Consider the following 17688-nt stretch of genomic DNA (forward strand, 5'->3'; position numbering starts at 1 on the left):
CGAGGAAGACACTGCGCTATCTTTCACCCGCAGAGCATTTCAACCAATGTGTTGCAACGACCGGTTGAACCCACCGCGACGTTCTTCGCCAAGGGATCGTCCTGAGATATCAGGTGATCGAACGTTGCCGCGATGAGTTTCCGATCCGCCTGATGTGCCGCTGCCTTCAGGTTTCGCCGAGTGGCTACTACGGCTGGAGCGGCCGCCAGCCGAGCGCACGCCAGCTCGATAACAATCGGCTGCTGGCGCGTATTCGTGCGCTGCACGAGGACAGCCGCGGCATCTTGGGCGCGCCGCGGATGCACGAGGATCTAGCCGAGGAAGGCGAAACCGCCAGCTTGAATCGCGTCGCGCGACTGATGGCGCGCGATGGCCTGCAAGGTTGGCCTCGGAAGAAACGGCGAGGCCAGCGCGCCAAGCCCAACCTGCCGCTACCTGGCGTGCGCAATCTGCTGGAGCGCGATTTCACGGCGCTGGAGCCCGAAACCAAGTGGGTGACAGACATCACCGAGATCGCGGCCGACGAGGGCAAACTGTATCTATGCGTGGTCCTCGATCTGTTCAGCAAGCTGGTGATCGGCTGGTCGATGCACCATCGGCAGGATCGTCAGATGGTGATCCGTGCCGTGGAGATGGCGATCTGGCAGCGCCGAGGCGGCTGGTCGGTGATTCTGCATTCGGATCGTGGCGGTCAGTTTCGTAGTGACGACTACCAACGCTATCTGGCGCAGAACACCTTGCTGTGCTCGATGAGCGCCGTCGGTCACTGCGGCGACAACGCTGCCTGTGAAGGCTTCTTCGGTACGCTCAAGCGCGAGCGCGTCAACAAGACCCGATACGCGACGCTCGATATCGCCAAGGCCGATCTGTTTCACTACATCGAGCGGTTCCATAACCCCAGAATGCGACGTAGAGTCGCCAAGCAGGATCAGAAATTTTCAGCTCTTTCCAAACCGTCCGTGACTACGGGGTAGAACCCCTGGAATTGTTCCGTGTTGCCCAGTGCCGCGGCCGCCGAGGCACCGGCCACCGCCGACCAGCTGAAGTGGCTCTGTAGACCCAGCGCCACGCCAATGCCCTGGTTCAAGGCACTGGATGTGGCGGCCTGTGCATAGCCGCTCGACAGGAGTTCGCCCAGCGTGCCCGCGCGGACCACGGCGCCCAGACCGCTACCGATCGCGCTGCTCAGCGCGCCCGCGGCAACGCCACCCCATGAAAACCCATCCTGCAGGCCCAGCGCTTCGCCCGCCAGCTGGCTCGCCGCATCGGCCGCCGTCGGCGGGGCGTTAGTAGATTAACCCTGATCTCTACCACTGATTCTGTGGAGGCAGAGCCTGCCCAAGTTTCACGGCACGGTCGTACGCTTCTTCAACACGAAGCAAATCCTTTTCCCATTTTGCTGGCTCGACAGATGCAAGCTTTCTCAGCACCGCTTTCAAATTATGCAGGTTGGCAATGTCGTTTGGCGCCAAGCGAGCAGCATCCTGATAGCATGTCCTGGCGCCCTCCAGGTCCCCCACTTTGACGAGCAAACCGCCTAGCTCAACGTAAGCGTCGATGAAGGTCGGCTCGGCTTCAATCGCCGCTTGGTACCGCTTAAAAGCATCGACAAATTGCTGCCGCTTCTCGTCCTGCGTCCCAACCAAATAATGATACCGCGCGATTTGGTAGTCGGGAGCAAGGCCAATTGCCGTTTCGTAACGATGAGTAGCTGTTTGAAGATCGCGCCGATAGAAATGCAAATTACCTTGACACTCAAGTCTCACGTGTGCCGGCAAATCAGCGCCTTTTTCATCAAGCATCTTCAAACCTTCGCCCATACGCCCAGAGGCAAAGAGGCTCGTGATCGAATCACGAGTGGCCTTGGCTTGCTCAGAATTCATCATGGGTTTGATAGCTTCTTAATTTTCAAAATGAGGTTATTAAACTCTTCAAGTTTAGAGGCAGGGACGCCAATGTTTCTCAGCGCGGGGTCCGAAATCCCCTCGAAGTTGTACTTTACGGCATCGACGCCTCTCGACCCTACTTGGTTCACTGAAGATGCCATGAGGTCTTGATAGCCGTCGCGCTTAAGGACGAATTCCAAAACCTCCTGTCGCGTATCTGCTGCCACCCCCCTGTTCTGGAAAGCCTCCACCTTCGACAAAGATTCGGAAAGGTATTTACTCGAATTGGCGCCTGCGATCGGCGTCTGAAGACTTAGCGTTTCAAGAGTCTCAGCCGCCTCAGCGGCAGACATTTTTCGGAAAACTGACACTGTCTCCGGAAGATTCCCAGCCACGCGAAGTGCCGCTGTCGCTTCTGCAGCGCAAATCGTTAGAAGGTCAAACTTCGCGTTGAAGAATTCTTCCGGCGTAAGCTCTCGACCCGTGAACGGGTTCACAGTCAGGCCGTCGTCTCGGAAAAGACTGGTGCCTAGGGCTGCGATGTCCCCGACCGTGGCGCCCAGCGCCGCGCCGACCGGATCGTAAGTCCATTGGCTAACAGTGGCGCTCATCTCTGCACCACCTGTCATCTGATACAAAGCATCTCGTCGTGACTGTTCCGCAGCTGCCATGCCACGCGCCACTTGATTGTCCGACGGCAGGCTGAATTTTCCATCCGGCCCCTTGGCGCCAAACATTAACGCGCCATCCATCGAGGGCAAATCGGGTGAGAATGGAATCGAAGTTCCTGCCGCCTGCACCGCATTCAAGCTCGCAACCTCATCATTACTCCGCAACGTTTCCGGTGAAATGTCGAGCTGCAAGCCCGCTACGTCGCTAACCAGACCGTTCACGTCGATGGACGGCGTCGCAAAGTCGCCTGCCGCCAACGGCGTGAAACTCGCGGCGTTCGAAGACGATGGGGAGCCTAGCGGCTGTTCAATTCCCTGATAGTCCTGTGCATACGTCAGCGCCTGCTGCGGCGTGTAGCCGCGTTGCAGCACGCTGTCGTAGGCCTGCTTGGCGCCCGCACTCAGGCTGTCGAGCCGGTTGTCGAAGTCTTGTTGATCGAGCGCCCCTACGATGGAGTTGCCCAGCGCATTGCCAAATGCGTTCGGTACTCAAGCGACGCCCTGTAGTGCATCAATAACAGTAGTTTGGGAGCGCCGCGTTGGTCGGCGTCTTCCAATGGCGCGTCAGGCGACTTCGCCGGCGGCGTGGCCGGATGCCCAGGCCCACTGGAAGTTGTAGCCGCCGAGCCAGCCGGTCACGTCGACGACCTCGCCGATGAAATACAGCCCCGGCAGCTTGCGCGACGCCATGGTCGACGACGACAGTTCGCGGGTGTCGACGCCGCCGAGCGTGACTTCGGCGGTGCGATAGCCTTCGGTGCCGCTGGCGACGATTGGCCAGTCGTGCAGGCGCGCGGCGAGTTCGCGCAACTCGGCGGGGCGGTATTGCTTCATCGGCTTGCTGCCGAGCCAGCGCTCGCAGAGGCGTTGCGCGAAGCGCGTCGGCAGCACTGCGGACAGGGCGGTGCGCAGCTCGGCGTTCGGATGGGCCTGCTGCTGTTCGGCGAGATAGTCGTGCGCGTCGAGATCGGGCAGCCAGTCGATGGCGAGGGCGTCCCGGATGTGCCAGTACGACGAAATCTGCAGGATCGCGGGCCCGGACAGGCCGCGATGGGTGAACAGCAGGCCGGCGCGAAACGCCGTCTTGCCGCAGCGGGTTTCGGCCGGCAAGGCCAGACCGGACAGCTCGGCGAAGTCGTCGAGATGTGTGCCGCCGAGTGTCAGCGGCACCAGACCGGCGCGAGTCGGCAGCACGGTGTGGCCGAACTGGCGGGCGAGCTGATAGCCGTAGCCGCTGCCGCCGAGGCTGGGCACCGACAGGCCGCCGCTGGCGACGACCAGCGACGCGCAACGCAGCGTACCGAGCTTCGAGGTCGTCAGCCGGAATCCGTCATCGTCATGTTCGACCGCCGTGGCTTCGCAATCGACCTCGATGCGCACGCCGGCGGCGTCACATTCGGTCTGCAGCAGGCGCACGATCTGCTTGGCCGACTCGTCGCAGAACAGCTGGCCGAGTTCCTTTTCGTGATAGGCGATGCCGTGACGTTCGACCAGCGCGATGAAGTCGGCCGGCGTATAGCGCGCCAGCGCCGACTTGCAGAAATGCGGATTGGCCGACAGATAGTGGCGCGCGGCAACATCGAGGTTGGTGAAATTGCAGCGTCCGCCGCCGGACATCAGGATCTTCTTGCCGATGCGGTTGGCGCGCTCGATCACCAGGACCCGACGGCCGCGGGCACCGGCGGTGGCGGCGCACATCAGACCGGCGGCACCGCCGCCGATGATGATGACGTCGTAATCCACGCCCGCGGATCAGGCGCGGCTCAGCCGCGCTTGGGCTTGCCGCCCGGTCGGCCGCCGCCGACGCCGGGCTTGCCAAAGCCACCGCCCTTCTTGAAGCCCGGTTTGCCGTCGGCCTTCTTGACGAAGCCTGGCTTCTTGAAGCCGCCGCCTTTGGATTCGAAGCTTTTCTTGTCCGACGGACGCTTGTCGAACGGCTTCTTGGCGAAGACCGGCTTGCTCGCGCGCGCTGCCGCGTCTTCGTCGCTGGCCGGGGCGATGCGCAACTGCTGACCGCAGACCCAGACTTTCTGCAGATCGCGGAAGATGTTCTTCGGCATGCCTTCCGGCAGGTCGACGAGGCTGTAGTCGTCGAAGATTTCGACGCGGCCGATGTGCTGGCTGTCGAGCCCGGCTTCATTGGCGATGGCGCCGACGATATTGCCCGGCTTGACCTGATGCGCGTAGCCGACGGCGATGCGGTAGGTCTGCATGCCGGCTTCCGGCTCGCTGCGCGCCGGACGCTCGCGCTTGGGCGGGCGCGGCGATTCGCGCGCGGCCTCGGCGGTCGTTGTCGCCAGCGTATCGGGGCGGCGGAACGCGGCCGGCGCGAAGTCCTCGCGTCGCGGGCGCGCGTTGCCGCGCGGCGACGACTGCCGCGTGAACGGATCGGCGGGCGGTGGCGGCGGGCGGGCGTCGAGCAGCAGCGGCGTATCGCCCTGCAGCAGGCGGCCGAGCGCGGCGGCGATCTCCAGTGCCGGTACGCCCTGTTCCTGCTCGTATTCGGCGACCAATTGGCGGAACGGGTCGAGGCCGTCGCCGGCCAGCGCTTCGGTGATCTTCTGCTTGAACCGCGACAGGCGCTGCTCGTTGACGGTGGCGGCGCTCGGCAGCTCCATCGGCGTCACCGGTTGGCGCGTGACGCGCTCGATCAGGCGCAGCAGGTGGCGCTCGCGCGGCGCGACGAACAGGATCGCCTCACCCGAGCGACCGGCGCGACCGGTGCGGCCGATGCGATGCACATAGGATTCCGGGTCGGTCGGGATGTCGTAATTGACGACGTGGCTGACGCGCTCGACGTCGATGCCGCGCGCGGCGATGTCGGTGGCGACGACGATGTCGATCTCCTCGCTCTTGAGCTTGGCGATCACACGCTCGCGTGCCTTCTGTTCCATGTCGCCGTTCAGCGCCGCGGCGGTGAAGCCGCGCGCCATCAGGCGGTCGGCGAGTTCGACGGTCTCGGCCTTGGTGCGGACGAAGACGATCATGCCGTCGAAGCTCTCGGCCTCGAGGATGCGCGTCAGCGCGTCGAGCTTGTTGACGCCCGCCACCAGCCAGTAGCGTTGGCGCACATTGGCTGCGGTGGTGGTCTTCGCCGCGATGCGCACTTCGACCGGCTCGTGCAGATAGGTCTGCGCGATGCGCCGGATCGGCGGCGGCATGGTCGCCGAGAACAGCGCCACCTGACGCGAGTCCGGCGTCGCCTGCAGGATCGCCTCGATGTCTTCGACGAAGCCCATCTTCAGCATTTCGTCGGCTTCGTCGAGCACCAGATAGCGCACTTCCGACAGGTCCAGCGTGCCGCGCTTGAGATGGTCGAGCATACGGCCCGGCGTGCCGACGATGACCTGCGGGCCGCGGCGCAGCGCCGCCAGCTGTGGGCCGTAGGCCTGGCCGCCGTAGATCGGCAGCACGTGGAAGCCCGGCAGATTGGCGGCGTAGCGCTGGAACGCTTCGGCAACCTGAATCGCCAGCTCGCGGGTCGGCGCCAGCACCAGGGCCTGCGGCGGTCGCTTCACCAGCTCGATGCGCGACAGCACCGGCAGCGCAAAGGCGGCGGTCTTGCCGGTGCCGGTCTGCGCCATGCCGAGCACGTCATGGCCGTCGAGCAGCTGCGGGATGGTCTGCGCCTGGATCGGCGAGGGAGTTTCGTAGCCGACCGCATCGAGCGCGGCGAGCACCTCGGGTCGCAGCGCGAGATCCCGGAAACTCAGGCTGGTTTCGACGGGCGTGGCGGATTCATCGGACATCGACATTCTCGGTGGACCGCTGGGGACAGCGGCCGGCGGAACCTGGCAGGCGGTCCCAAAAGGGGCGGGATTCTACCTGTTTGCCGCCGGAACAGTGCTCACCATAGCGGCAAGCGCCACCAAATCACCAGATCGTGCGCTGTGGCAGCAGGCGACGCAGCTCGTCGGCGGTCAGGTCGCGCCACTGCCCGGGCTTCAGCGTGCCGAGCCGCAGGTCGATGATGCGCACGCGCTGCAGACGCCGGACCTTGCAGCCGAACACCTCGCACATGCGCCGGATCTGCCGGTTCAGGCCCTGCGTCAGCACGATGCGGAAGGTGTTGCCGCCGATCTTCTCGACGCGGCACGGCAGCGTCGTCGTGTCGAGCGTGGGCAGGCGCACGCCGCGCGCCATGCCGGCGACGAATTCGGCCGTTACCGGGCGGTCGATGGTGACGATGTATTCCTTCTCGTGGCGATTTTCGGTGCGCAGAATCTCGTTGACGATGTCGCCATTGCTGGTCAGCAGGATCAGACCTTCGGAGTCCTTGTCGAGACGGCCGATCGGAAAGATGCGCTCGCGGTGGCCGACGAAGTCGACGATGTTGCCGGCGACGTGGCGCTCGGTCGTGCAGGTGATGCCGACCGGTTTGTTGAGCGCGATGTAGACGCGCCGCGTGACGTGTTCGGCGCCTTGCACCCGGCCCCGCGCCGGTTTGCCGTCGACGCAGACCTTGTCGCCTTCGCCGACCTGCTGGCCGAGCTCGACCGGTTGGCCGTTGATCGTCACACGGCCGGCGGCGATCAGCGCATCGGCTTCGCGCCGCGAACAAAGTCCGGTCTCACTGATGTACTTGTTCAGCCGCATGGCCGGCCTGTCGAAGCGGTCCGAGCGTCCGCGATGCGCGATCGTAATGGCGCGGCGGGCGCTGCGCCAGCGGTTTTCAGCACGCGTTCACGACGTCGCGCGACGATGAAGCATCGCGGCGGGTGCGGTCAGGACGGCCGCTCGGTCGTGCCGGTTCACGACAACGCGAGAGACCATGGACGGGAACGCGAAGCGCACGGCGACACGCCGCGGATGGTTGAGCTGGCTGAATCGACTGGTGACGGTCGGCTTCATCGGCTTGGTGGTCTGGCTGGTGGTGTCGAGGGCGCATGCGGTCGACTGGCACAAGGTGCTGACATCGCTGCGCGACATGCCGGGGACGGTGCTGGCGCTAGCCGCCGCGTTCGCGGCGGCCAGCTACGCGATCTACGCCAGCTTCGACTGGTTCGCGCGCATCTACACCAGGCAGGTGCCGAAGCTGCGCCAGTTCGAGATCGCCATCGTCAGCTATGCCTTCAATCTCAACCTCGGTGCGCTGATCGGCAGCGTCGGCTTTCGCTATCGCTTGTATTCGCGTTCCGGCGTCGACGCCAAGAACATCGCACGCATCGTCGCGACCAGCATGATCACCAACTGGAGTGGCTACTTTCTGCTGGGCGGCATCGTCTTCATCGGCCGCCTCGTCGAGCTGCCGAAAGGCTGGGAGATCGGCACGATCGGCCTGCAGCTGGTTGGCGGTGGCCTGTTGCTGCTATTGGCCGTCTATCTGGCGCTGTGCGCGTTTGCGCAGAACAAGGTCTGGACCTTGCGAGGCACCGAATTCAGTCTGCCGTCGTGGCCGCTGGCGCTCACACAGGTGGCTGCGTCGTCGCTGAACTGGCTGGCGATTGCCGCGACGATCTGGGTGCTGCTGCCGGATTCGGTCGGCTTCGGCACGGTGCTCGCCGTGTTCCTGCTGAGCAGCGTCGCCGGCGCAATGACGCATGTGCCGGGCGGGCTCGGCGTGCTGGAAGCCGTGTTCGTCGCGCTGCTCGGCGGCGACGTGTCGCAGCATCGCCTGATCGCGGCGCTGCTCGCGTTCCGGGTCTTTTATTACTTCGGGCCGCTGGCGATCGCGATCGCGCTGTATCTGTGGATCGAGATGCGCGGCCGCCGCGGCGGCGCGCATCGCGAGCGGCGTCAGCGCAAGGCTGCCGCGCGCAACGCTACGCGACCGCAGCCACGCGTCAGTGGCGAAGCCCTTTCACGCGCACCTTGAAATCCATCGCCGGGCCCGGTGTCGGCGCGGTCTTGGTCTTCAGGGTGTAGTCCGGCGTTTCGAGCTCGAGATCGAGTTTGTAGAACAGCCGTGCCATCGTCAGCGCGATCTGTACTTCCGCCAGGCTCTTGCCCAGACAGGTATGCGGGCCACGGCCGAACGGTGAGTAGACGCCGGGCTTGAGATGTTCGGCGCGCGGCTTGGCGTAGCGGTCGATGTCGAATTTTTCCGGATGCGGCCAGTACTCGCTCATGAAGTGCGGCACCGAGGTGCCGACGTAGAGCATCTCGCCTTCGCGAATCTGATGGCCCTCGAAGACGAAGTCGCGCGTCGCCGTGCGCATCTGCGCGACGGCGATCGGGTAGAGGCGCATCGTTTCCATGATGGCGCCCTGCAGCGACGGAATGCGCTTGAGCAGATCGGCCTCTTCGATGGTGCCGTCGGCGAACAGCGCGTCGACTTCCTCGTGCACGCGGCGCAGCACGTCCGGATGCTTGAGCACGGTATAGGTGATCGCCGCGGTGGTGTTGGCAACGGTGTCGAGGCCGGCGACGTAGGGACCGGTCAGCGACACGATCAGGTCGCTGGCGGGCATCACGTCCGGATGCTCGATGTGTGCGGCCATGATGTCGTCGATCAAGTTGCGATCCTCGGGCGCGGTCTTGTCGTAGCGCGCGCGGGCGTCCTTGATCATCTGCTCGCCGAGTTCGACGACGCGGGCCTTCGCCTTCTTGTAGACCGGCCGCTTGAGCAGGAATTTCGGCCGCTGGCGCGTGACCAGCACATTGAGGATGTGCAGGATGGTGATGCGGATGTCCTGCACGTATTCGAGCGGTGCGGCACCGGTGAGGATGGTGCCGAGCTGGTCGGTGACCATGTACTGCATGGCCTGCACGACCGGCACCATGCTGCCGATCGGCCAGTCGCGTTCGAACGAGCGGTCGGTGATGTCGACGATCTCGTTGTAGCGCCCCTTGATCGATTCCTTGGAATAGCCGCTGCGCATCACGTCACGCAGTTGCTTGTGCGTCTCGCCATCCTCGCCGGTCAGCGTGCGCGTGGCGCCGTATTCGGCGACCAGACCGGACCAGAATTCCTTGGAGCGCAGGCAGTCCTTGCCTTCGCGCGTGCCCATGAAGGTCGCGGCTTCGACGCCGGCGATCAGCACATACGGCTTGCCGAGCATCGACAGGCGCACGACCGGGCCATATTTGCGGTAGCACTGCACGAAGAACTGCGCCGGATCCTTGGCCATGCCAAGGGCGCTGCCGAGATAGGGCAGGCCGCGGATTGCCGGCGTTTCACGAAGTTCGAGGGTCTGTGTTGCGGTCGTCACGTTTCGTCCTTGGCACGAGGCGGGCATGCCAGCCTTCAGGTCTGATTCGTTGTAACAGAGGGCCTGCACAGCCGACTCATCCAAGCGGGGGAGGCCGCCGGCGGGCGGGGCGAGACGAACGCGCCGCATCGTGGGACACTGCCTGCAAATTGCCACCCATCCAGAGGAGTGACATCGATGAACAAGGCTGTCGGATTTGTCGTGGGCATACTCGTAATCATCGGCATCGGCGCCATTGCCTGGTATCACTACGGTCCGCCGTCACAGCCACCGCCGGCTCCGGCACCGGTTGCGCAAACCGCGCCGCCTCCGGCACCGGCCGCCAAGACCGAGCCGCAGTACCCGGTGCCGGCGCCCAGCGACGACGACACGCAGAAGGCCCCGTCGCTGCCGGCCTTGAACGACAGCGACAGCGCGGTGCGCGGCGAACTGCAATCGCTGGCCGGCAAGGCGCCGATCGATTCGTTGCTGATCCCGCACCAGATCATCGCGCGCTGGGTCGCTTTCATCGACAGCCTCGACCGTGACGGTCTGGAGCCGGCGCAGTGGCCGGTACGGGCGTTGAAGAGCCAGCCGGAGGTGTCGAAGGATCCCGACAGCGGCACCCTGCTGCTCAACCCCGACAACGCCAAGCGGTATGCGCCGTATCTGGCGGTGGTGCGCGCGGTCGACGCCAAGCTGTTGGTGGCGTTCTACTTCCGCTACTACCCGCTGTTTCAGCGCGCTTACGAGAACCTCGGCTACGGCGGGCACTACTTCAACACCCGTCTCGTGCACATCCTCGATCATCTGCTGGCGACGCCGGTGGTCGATGGCGCGATCAGCCTGGTCCAGCCCAGCGTGCGTTACAAGTTCGCCGATCCGGAACTGGAAGACCTGTCCTTCGGTCAGAAGATGTTGATACGCCTTGGTCCGGACGGTGAAAAGACGGTCAAGGCGAAGTTGCGCGAGATCCGTGCTGCGGTCATTGCCGGGTCGAAGCAGCCCAGCAAGACCGGAAGCCCCCAATGAAAACCAGCACGCTGTCGATCAGTACCGCCCTGTTGCTGACCCTCGCTGCAGCCGGCTGCGCTACGCAGCCGGCCGACGGCGGCAAGCCGAAGAAGACCCTGGACCAGGAGCTGGCCGAGCGCGGGTTCCAGCTCGGGGACGAGGTCGACGGCATCATGCAGTGGGAAGTCGACGGCTGGAATCGCATCGATGACGAGCACGTGGTCTTCAACGCCGGCCCGTCGCGCAATTACATGGTCACGGTGATGACGCCGTGCCAGGGCCTGGAGTACGCGATGCGCATCGGCTTCACGTCGACCAATTCGCAGCTGTCGAAGTTCGACAAGCTCATCGTGCATGACAATGGCTTTACCGATCGGTGCCCGATCACCAAGCTCAACAAGCTGAACAAGATCAAGAAAAGCTGAGCCGGCGCGCCGTCATCGAGTATGAAGTGACGTCGCGGGTCGGCAGCGACTGGAACCATGCGCCGTGGCGGGGCGGCTTCTATCAAGGTGCCGCGTTTCGTGATGCACCGCGGGCATGTGGCCGAAGCGCAGGATGCAGTCCGGACGTTACGTTGTGGTAGTGCAGTAGCGCTCGGCACGCCCTGGGGTCGCTGCTGTGGCAGCTTTTATTGATGCACCAATTTGATGCGCCGGACTGTTCGGCGCTTCTGGATCGGCTGCCGGGGCATGACGACCGGTCGCTGCGGCACGTGGTCGACGCCGGGCACCCGCTACATCGCGATCCCCGGCTCGTCGAACTGCTGAGCCGGCGTGTCATAGTGCGGGTGGTGCATGGCCACGCCGCACCGGCCGCTGCGGACCCGGGCGCCGCCGGGTTTGTCTACGGACGGTCCAATGCCCGCGACGAAAGCGAGCCGGAGGTTTGTACGGCCAGCGCGCTCGACGGTCTGGTCGAGACGGCCGCCGCTCACGCCGCCGGTGGGCATGAGTCCATCTGTTTTACGGCGCCAGGCTTGTGGGCGCCACGTGCGGCGCAGGCGCTGCTGGCGCGGTTGCCGACCTTTCGAGGAGAGCTGTGATGAGCAAGTATGGGAGATGGCTGTCGTTACCGATGGCGCTGCTGCTGGCGGCCTGCGCGACGACCACGCCATATCAGCTGGCCGGTAAAGGTGATTTCGGCTATCGCGAACAGCGCATCGAGCCGAACCGCTACCACCTCAGTTTCACCGGTAGCAGCGTGACGCCGCGGCAGACCGTCGAGAACTATCTGCTGTACCGCGCCGCCGAGCTGACGCTGTCGACCGGCAATGATTACTTCCGCATGACCAACAGCTCGACAAGTGCGCGGCCCAAATCCGGCGGTGGGCTCAGCATCGGCCTCGGCGGCTTCGGATTCGGTTCGCACAGCGGGCTGGGGGTCGGCGTCGGCACGTCGACCGACAGCGGCGACAAGATCGAATACACCGCGCAGGCCGATATCGTCGTCGCCAAGGGCAAGAAGCCGCAGGACGACACCCGTGCCTATGACGCGCGCGCGGTACGCCAGAATCTTGAACCGCTGATCCAGCGGCCGGCAGCGGTGGGCGGCTAGCGTTGCAGCGCCATCAACTGCCGGTTTCGCCGTCGAGCAGCGGCGCCGAGCCGATCTGCTTCGGCTCTGCCCACGGTTCGCTGCGTGCCTCGGACAGCACCCAGTCGCGAAATGCCATGATCGACGGTTCGCGTTCGGCGGCCTCGGTATGCAGCAGGTAGTACGAGCCGCCGGTCGGTAGTGCCAGATCGAATGGCGCGACCAACGTGCCGTCGGCGATTTCCTCGCTGGCCATGATCGGCACGCCGAGCACCACGCCGAGTCCGTCGGCGGCGGCCTGCAGTGCCAGCGCGACATGATTGAATGTGGGACCGCGGCGCGTGTTGATGCCGCGCACGCCTGCAGCCTTCAACCATGAAGCCCAGGTCGGCCGACCGACGTCGGCCAGCGCGATGTCGCTTTCGTAATGCAGCAGCGTGTGATGGCGCAGATCGTCGGGCGTGCGCAGCGGCGTCGGGCCTTCGAGCAGCTTGGGGCTGCAGATCGGCAGCGAATACGACGTGAACAGCTTGTGCGAGACATGGCCCGGGTAATGGCCCTCGCCGAGGCGGATCGCCACGTCGCCGCCTTCGAGCAGATTGCTGCCGGCATCGAGTTCGCCGCGCACGCGGTCGACCATGGTTTGCCGTGCCGAGATGCGCAGGTCGATGTCGCCGTGCAGGTCGCGAAACTTGGCAAGCTTGGGGATCAGCCACTTGGCGGCCAGGGCGGGGGCCACGCTGACCATCACGCGGCCGGTATGAATCTGTTGCTGGGCGGCGGCGACGGCGTCGGCCATTTGCGCGAAGGCGGCCGTCAGCTTCGGCAGGCAGGCCTCGCCGGCCGGGGTCAGCGTGATGCGGCGTGGCGTCCGCTTGAACAGCATCACGCCCAGATACTCTTCCAGCGCCTTGATCTGGTGGCTGATCGCCGCCGGTGTCACATAAAGCTCCTGTGCCGCCTTGTGCACGCTGGAGTGGCGGGCGGCGGCTTCGAAGGCACGGAGCGCGTTGAGCGGCGGCAGACGCATGACAGCGGTTGATTGGTGACCGGAATCGAAGAAATGGAGGTGCGGCGCTACCGGCGAAGCAAGCACCACGCCGTTGCGGCAGGGCGTGAATGATGACGGATCATCACGACGCTGCAAAGGAACCCCGTCACGAGATCGGCGAATATACGCAAAATGACCACCCTCCAGACCCCGGCTTTGATACAGGCTCTGGCATTGCTTTTGCCAGAGAATCGCCGAACGAAATCAGGCTCCCATGTCCATTCACGCTGCGCTGTATCACAAGACGGCCTACCGTTATGACCGGCGTGTGACGCTGTCGCCACAGCTCATTCGTTTGCGGCCGGCGCCGCATTCGCGCACGCAGGTGCTCAGCTATTCGCTGAAGGTCGAGCCGGAGCCGCATTTCCTGAACTGGCAGCAGGACCCGTTCGGGAACTGGCAGGCGCGCGTCGTCTTCCCCGAGACGGTGACGTCGTTCGAGGTCACGGTCGATCTTGTCGCCAACCTCGCGGTCATCAATCCATTCGACTTCTTTGTCGAGTCTTACGCCGAGGCGTTTCCGTTCGAGTACGACGAGACGCTGCAGGACGAGCTGCGCCCCTATATGAAGCCGCAGCCGGCCGGCGCGCGGCTCGCCAAATATCTGAAGACGATTCCGCGCGAGGCGGCTGGCACCGTCGATTTCATAGCCTCGATCAATCGCGAACTGCAGCAGAAGATCAGCTACCTGATCCGCATGGAGCCGGGTGTGCAGACCCCGGAGCAGACGCTGGACCTGTGCTCGGGTTCGTGCCGCGACTCGTCGTGGCTGCTCGTGCAGATCCTTCGGCATCTGGGCTTTGCCGCGCGTTTCGTGTCCGGCTACCTGATTCAGCTCAAGGCAGACGTCAAGCCCCTCGAAGGGCCGTCCGGCACCGATGTCGACTTTACCGACCTGCACGCCTGGGCCGAGGTCTATATCCCCGGTGCCGGCTGGCTCGGCCTCGACCCGACGTCTGGCCTGTTCGCCGGCGAGGGCCATATTCCGCTGAGTGCGACACCGGAACCGTCGTCGGCGGCGCCGATCACCGGCGCGGTCGACCCCTGCGAAGTCGAGTTCGGCCACGAGATGCGCGTATCGCGCGTGTTCGAGACGCCGCGCGTCACCAAGCCGTATACCGAGGAACAGTGGCAGGCGGTCGACGCACTCGGCGAGCAGGTCGATGCGCAACTGCAGGCCGACGACGTGCGTTTGACGATGGGGGGCGAGCCGACCTTCGTCGCCGTCGATGATCCACAGGGCGAGGAGTGGAACACCTCGGCGGTCGGCCCGACCAAGTCCAACCGCGCCTTCGATCTGGCGCTGCGCCTGCGCGAGCACTATGCCCCGCAGGGGCTGCTGACCTATGGCCAGGGCAAGTGGTATCCGGGCGAATCGCTGCCGCGCTGGGTCTACACCCTGTACTGGCGCCGCGATGGTCAGCCGTTGTGGCGCTCGCCGGTGGTCAAGCCGCTGGCCGGCCGCTCGCCGACCCAGCAGCAGGCGCGTGACTTCACGGTCGGCCTGACCGCTCGCCTGGAGCTCGACCCGCGCAACGTGATGGAGGCGTATGAAGACGCGCTGCATTACATGGTTCGCGAGCGCAAGCTGCCGATCAATCTCGACCCGACCGACAACCGCCTGCGCGACCCCGAGGAGCGCGCGCGGCTGAGTCAGGTGTTCGAGCGGGGTCTCGGCGCGCCGCGCGGTTTTGTGCTGCCGGTGCAGCGCTGGCAGGCCGCCGCGCGCTGGATGAGCGAACGCTGGCTGCTGCGCACCGGCAAGCTGTTCCTGGTGCCGGGCGATTCGCCGATCGGCCTGCGTCTGCCGCTCGAATCACTGCCGCATGCGCCGGCCGGCGGTGTGCCGGTCAGCTATCCGATCGACCCACTGGCGGTGCCGGCCGAGCTGCCGAACGTCGATCCGCGTCGTCAGCCGTTCCTGCAGATGCGCGGCCAGCACCTGCGCCGTCCGCGCGAGGGCGAGCAGACCTGGCGTCCGGAGCACCCGCCGCAGCGCACCAGCAGCCGCTTCCTCAACGGCATGCACGTGCGCACTGCGCTGACGGTGGAGCCGCGCGACGGCTGGATCAATGTCTTCATGCCGCCGGTGGGCCGCACTGAGGATTTCCTTGATCTGGTTGCCGCGATCGAGGACGTCGCTGCCGAGCTGCAGCTGCCGGTGCGCCTCGAAGGCTATGCACCGCCCAGTGATCCGCGCCTGGAGATCCTCAAGATCACGCCGGACCCCGGCGTCATCGAGGTCAACGTGCAGCCGGCGCGCTCCTGGCACGAGCTGCGCGACAACACGATGACGCTGTACGAGGCGGCGTTCCAGTCGCGACTGTCGACCGAGAAATTCCTGATCGACGGCCGCGCGGTCGGTACCGGCGGCGGCAACCACGTCGTCGTCGGCGGTGCGCGCACCGAGGATTCGCCGTTCCTGCGGCGGCCCGACGTGCTCGGCAGCATCGTTCGCTACTGGCAGAACCACCCGGCGCTGTCCTACCTGTTCTCGGGCCTGTTCATCGGCCCGACCTCGCAGCATCCGCGCGTCGACGAAGCGCGCGACACGCAGATCTACGAGATGGAACTGGCGCTGTCGCAGCTACCGGCCAAGGGTGCCGTCGCGCCGCTGTGGATCGTCGACCGGACCTTGCGCAACCTGCTGGTCGACTTGACCGGCAATACGCATCGCGCCGAGATTTGCATCGACAAGCTGTACTCGCCGGACAGCCCGACCGGGCGCCTCGGCCTCGTCGAATTTCGCGGTTTCGAGATGCCGCCGCACGCGCGCATGAGCCTGGTCCAGCAGCTGCTGGTGCGCTCACTGATCGCCTGGTTCTGGCGCGAGCCCTACACCCGGCCGCTGGTGCGCTGGGGCACGGCACTGCATGACCGCTGGATGCTGCCGCACGACAATTGGCGGGATCTTGCCGAGATCGTCGCCGACCTCAACCGTGCCGGCTTTGCCTTCGACCTCGACTGGTTTGCGCCGCATTTCGAGTTCCGCTTCCCGCGCCACGGCGCGGTGCAATACGGTGACATCGAGTTCGAGGTCCGGCATGCGCTGGAGCCGTGGCCGGTGCTTGGCGAGGAGCCCGGTGCCGGCGGCACGACGCGCTTCGTCGACTCGTCGCTGGAGCGGCTGCAGGTCAAGGCAAAGAATCTGACGCCAGGGCGCTACGCGATCAGCTGCAACGGCCGCGAGCTGCCGCTGCGCGCGACCGGCACCAACGGCGAGTACGTCGCCGGGGTGCGCTACCGCGCGTGGCGACCATACGCCTGCCTGCATCCGACGATCGGCGCTCACACGCCGCTGGTTTTCGATCTCTACGACCGCTGGAATCAGCGGGCGGTGGCCGGTTGCACTTACCATGTCGCGCATCCGGCCGGCCGCAATTACGATACGTTCCCGGTCAATGCGTTTGAGGCCGAGGCGCGGCGGATCGCCCGTTTCGAGGCGGTCGGGCATACGCCCGGCGGCTACGCCCTGCGACCGGAAGCGCCGAATGTCGACTTCCCGTGCACGCTCGATCTGCGGCGCACGTGACGTCGTGATCGCGCGTCCCTACACTTGCGCCCCCTAATCAAGGTCATCGTCTCAGGCAGACCCGGAACATGACGTACTGCTGTGCCATCAAGGTGAACGACGGCCTGATCTTCGCGGGCGATACGCGAACCAGTGCCGGCGTCGATGACGTGCGTACCTACAACAAGGTACATGTCTTCGAATTCCCGGGCGACCGGGTGTTCGTGTTGCTGTCGGCCGGCAATCTGGCCACCACGCAGGCGGTTATTGCGCAGATCCGCCGCGACCTTGACGAGCCCATCGTGCCGATGAGTCTGCGTCTGGCGCGCTATATGTACGACGCTGCCGAATACGTCGGCATGCTGTCGGTGAATGCGCAGAAGACCGTCTCGTCGCAGACACAGTACAGCAGCGTCGATCTGCGGACGACCTTCATTCTCGGTGGCCAGATTCAGGGCGAGGAGCCGAGCATTTACATGATTTATCCGGAAGGGAACTGCATCGCGTCCTCGCCGGAAACGCCGTTTCTGCAGATCGGCGAGCACAAGTACGGCAAGCCGATCCTCGACCGCGTGATCAAGCCGGAAGTGTCGCTTGAGGATGCGGCGCGCTGCGCGCTGGTGTCGATCGACTCGACAATGCGTTCGAACATCTCGGTCGGCCCGCCGATCGATCTGGCCGTGGTGCCGAAGGACGCGTTGCAGGTCACACACAAACTGCGCCTCGATATCGACACGCCGTTGTTCGCGCGCATTCGCGATGCCTGGGGGCGGCAGCTGGCCGCGTCATTCCGCAACCTGCCGAAGTTCGACTGGGAAGCGCCGCCGGTGCAGGGCAACCTGCTCGATGACGAGGCGCCCGCCGCCTGAGCGGGTGATCACAACGGCCT

General features: G+C 65.0%; 14 protein-coding genes and 1 pseudogene. 8 read left to right on the forward strand and 7 right to left on the reverse strand.

Annotation, left to right across the window (positions count from 1 at the left end; genetic code table 11):
• Window positions 1-77: 77 nt before the first annotated feature.
• Window positions 78-974: pseudogene (locus tag G7Y82_RS03200) on the forward strand (IS3 family transposase); the annotation flags it as partial.
• A gap of 333 nt (window positions 975-1307) precedes the next feature.
• Here the strand turns inward: G7Y82_RS03200 and G7Y82_RS03205 are convergent.
• From G7Y82_RS03205 to G7Y82_RS03225, 5 genes are all read right to left on the reverse strand, one after another.
• On the reverse strand, window positions 1308-1886 hold the full coding sequence (locus tag G7Y82_RS03205) for a tetratricopeptide repeat protein (RefSeq protein WP_168146585.1): 579 nt from the start codon (window positions 1884-1886) through the stop codon (window positions 1308-1310).
• Window positions 1883-2929, reverse strand: a complete 1047-nt coding sequence (locus G7Y82_RS03210) for a hypothetical protein (protein ID WP_168146586.1) — start codon at window positions 2927-2929, stop codon at window positions 1883-1885. Before G7Y82_RS03210 ends, G7Y82_RS03205 begins: the two co-directional genes overlap by 4 nt.
• A 192-nt stretch (window positions 2930-3121) precedes the next feature.
• On the reverse strand, window positions 3122-4300 hold the full coding sequence (locus G7Y82_RS03215) for a BaiN/RdsA family NAD(P)/FAD-dependent oxidoreductase (protein WP_168146587.1): 1179 nt from the start codon (window positions 4298-4300) through the stop codon (window positions 3122-3124).
• A gap of 20 nt (window positions 4301-4320) precedes the next feature.
• Window positions 4321-6306 carry a DEAD/DEAH box helicase gene (locus tag G7Y82_RS03220; RefSeq protein ID WP_240954062.1) on the reverse strand — a complete coding sequence of 662 codons (1986 nt, stop codon included), beginning with the start codon at window positions 6304-6306 and terminating at the stop codon, window positions 4321-4323.
• 124 nt (window positions 6307-6430) lie between these two features.
• The gene (locus tag G7Y82_RS03225; RefSeq protein WP_168146589.1) at window positions 6431-7153 is read right to left on the reverse strand and encodes a pseudouridine synthase; all 723 of its coding nucleotides are present in this window, start codon (window positions 7151-7153) and stop codon (window positions 6431-6433) included.
• Between the two features lie 175 nt (window positions 7154-7328).
• Between G7Y82_RS03225 and G7Y82_RS03230 the strand changes: the two genes are divergently transcribed.
• Entirely contained in the window at window positions 7329-8372 is a 1044-nt protein-coding gene (locus G7Y82_RS03230) for a lysylphosphatidylglycerol synthase domain-containing protein (protein ID WP_168146590.1), read from the forward strand.
• Here the strand turns inward: G7Y82_RS03230 and G7Y82_RS03235 are convergent.
• Entirely contained in the window at window positions 8341-9708 is a 1368-nt protein-coding gene (locus G7Y82_RS03235; RefSeq protein ID WP_366515604.1) for a cytochrome P450, read from the reverse strand. The two genes, G7Y82_RS03230 and G7Y82_RS03235, sit on opposite strands and share 32 nt — an antisense overlap.
• A gap of 201 nt (window positions 9709-9909) precedes the next feature.
• Here G7Y82_RS03235 and G7Y82_RS03240 point away from each other — a divergent pair, with 201 nt between their 5' ends.
• From G7Y82_RS03240 to G7Y82_RS03255, 4 genes are all read left to right on the forward strand, one after another.
• Window positions 9910-10719, forward strand: a complete 810-nt coding sequence (locus G7Y82_RS03240) for a DUF3014 domain-containing protein (protein ID WP_168146592.1) — start codon at window positions 9910-9912, stop codon at window positions 10717-10719.
• Entirely contained in the window at window positions 10716-11126 is a 411-nt protein-coding gene (locus G7Y82_RS03245; RefSeq protein ID WP_168146593.1) for a DUF6491 family protein, read from the forward strand. The genes G7Y82_RS03240 and G7Y82_RS03245 overlap by 4 nt, the downstream gene beginning before the upstream one ends.
• Before the next feature lie 212 nt (window positions 11127-11338).
• Window positions 11339-11746, forward strand: coding sequence for a hypothetical protein (locus G7Y82_RS03250; protein ID WP_168146594.1), 408 nt, complete (start codon window positions 11339-11341; stop codon window positions 11744-11746).
• Entirely contained in the window at window positions 11746-12258 is a 513-nt protein-coding gene (locus G7Y82_RS03255; protein WP_168146595.1) for a CC0125/CC1285 family lipoprotein, read from the forward strand. Before G7Y82_RS03250 ends, G7Y82_RS03255 begins: the two co-directional genes overlap by 1 nt.
• Window positions 12259-12271: 13 nt before the next feature.
• On the opposite strand, the gene gcvA is transcribed toward G7Y82_RS03255, so the two are convergent.
• Entirely contained in the window at window positions 12272-13267 is a 996-nt protein-coding gene (gene gcvA, locus G7Y82_RS03260; protein ID WP_168146596.1) for a transcriptional regulator GcvA, read from the reverse strand.
• A gap of 235 nt (window positions 13268-13502) precedes the next feature.
• Between gcvA and G7Y82_RS03265 the strand changes: the two genes are divergently transcribed.
• Together G7Y82_RS03265 and G7Y82_RS03270 are read left to right on the forward strand one after the other, a co-directional pair.
• Window positions 13503-16820: a transglutaminase family protein gene (locus G7Y82_RS03265; RefSeq protein WP_168146597.1), complete on the forward strand. Its 3318-nt coding sequence runs from the start codon at window positions 13503-13505 to the stop codon at window positions 16818-16820.
• 68 nt (window positions 16821-16888) lie between these two features.
• On the forward strand, window positions 16889-17668 hold the full coding sequence (locus G7Y82_RS03270; protein WP_168146598.1) for a proteasome-type protease: 780 nt from the start codon (window positions 16889-16891) through the stop codon (window positions 17666-17668).
• The last annotated feature ends 20 nt before the right edge of the window (window positions 17669-17688 follow it).

This window comes from Solimonas marina (assembly GCF_012241385.1).
In the GTDB taxonomy this organism is placed as follows: Bacteria; Pseudomonadota; Gammaproteobacteria; order Nevskiales; family Nevskiaceae; genus Solimonas; species Solimonas marina.

What these genes read in the sequence shown, in the direction of transcription:
- G7Y82_RS03255 (WP_168146595.1), top strand. Translation starts at nt 11,746, where the DNA reads ATGAGCAAGTATGGGAGATGGCTGTCGTTACCGATGGCGCTGCTGCTG.
- gcvA (WP_168146596.1), bottom strand. Translation starts at nt 13,267, where the DNA reads ATGCGTCTGCCGCCGCTCAACGCGCTCCGTGCCTTCGAAGCCGCCGCC.
- G7Y82_RS03270 (WP_168146598.1), top strand. Translation starts at nt 16,889, where the DNA reads ATGACGTACTGCTGTGCCATCAAGGTGAACGACGGCCTGATCTTCGCG.
- G7Y82_RS03245 (WP_168146593.1), top strand. Translation starts at nt 10,716, where the DNA reads ATGAAAACCAGCACGCTGTCGATCAGTACCGCCCTGTTGCTGACCCTC.
- G7Y82_RS03205 (WP_168146585.1), bottom strand. Translation starts at nt 1,886, where the DNA reads ATGATGAATTCTGAGCAAGCCAAGGCCACTCGTGATTCGATCACGAGC.
- G7Y82_RS03225 (WP_168146589.1), bottom strand. Translation starts at nt 7,153, where the DNA reads ATGCGGCTGAACAAGTACATCAGTGAGACCGGACTTTGTTCGCGGCGC.
- G7Y82_RS03265 (WP_168146597.1), top strand. Translation starts at nt 13,503, where the DNA reads ATGTCCATTCACGCTGCGCTGTATCACAAGACGGCCTACCGTTATGAC.
- G7Y82_RS03220 (WP_240954062.1), bottom strand. Translation starts at nt 6,306, where the DNA reads ATGTCCGATGAATCCGCCACGCCCGTCGAAACCAGCCTGAGTTTCCGG.
- G7Y82_RS03250 (WP_168146594.1), top strand. Translation starts at nt 11,339, where the DNA reads ATGCACCAATTTGATGCGCCGGACTGTTCGGCGCTTCTGGATCGGCTG.
- G7Y82_RS03230 (WP_168146590.1), top strand. Translation starts at nt 7,329, where the DNA reads ATGGACGGGAACGCGAAGCGCACGGCGACACGCCGCGGATGGTTGAGC.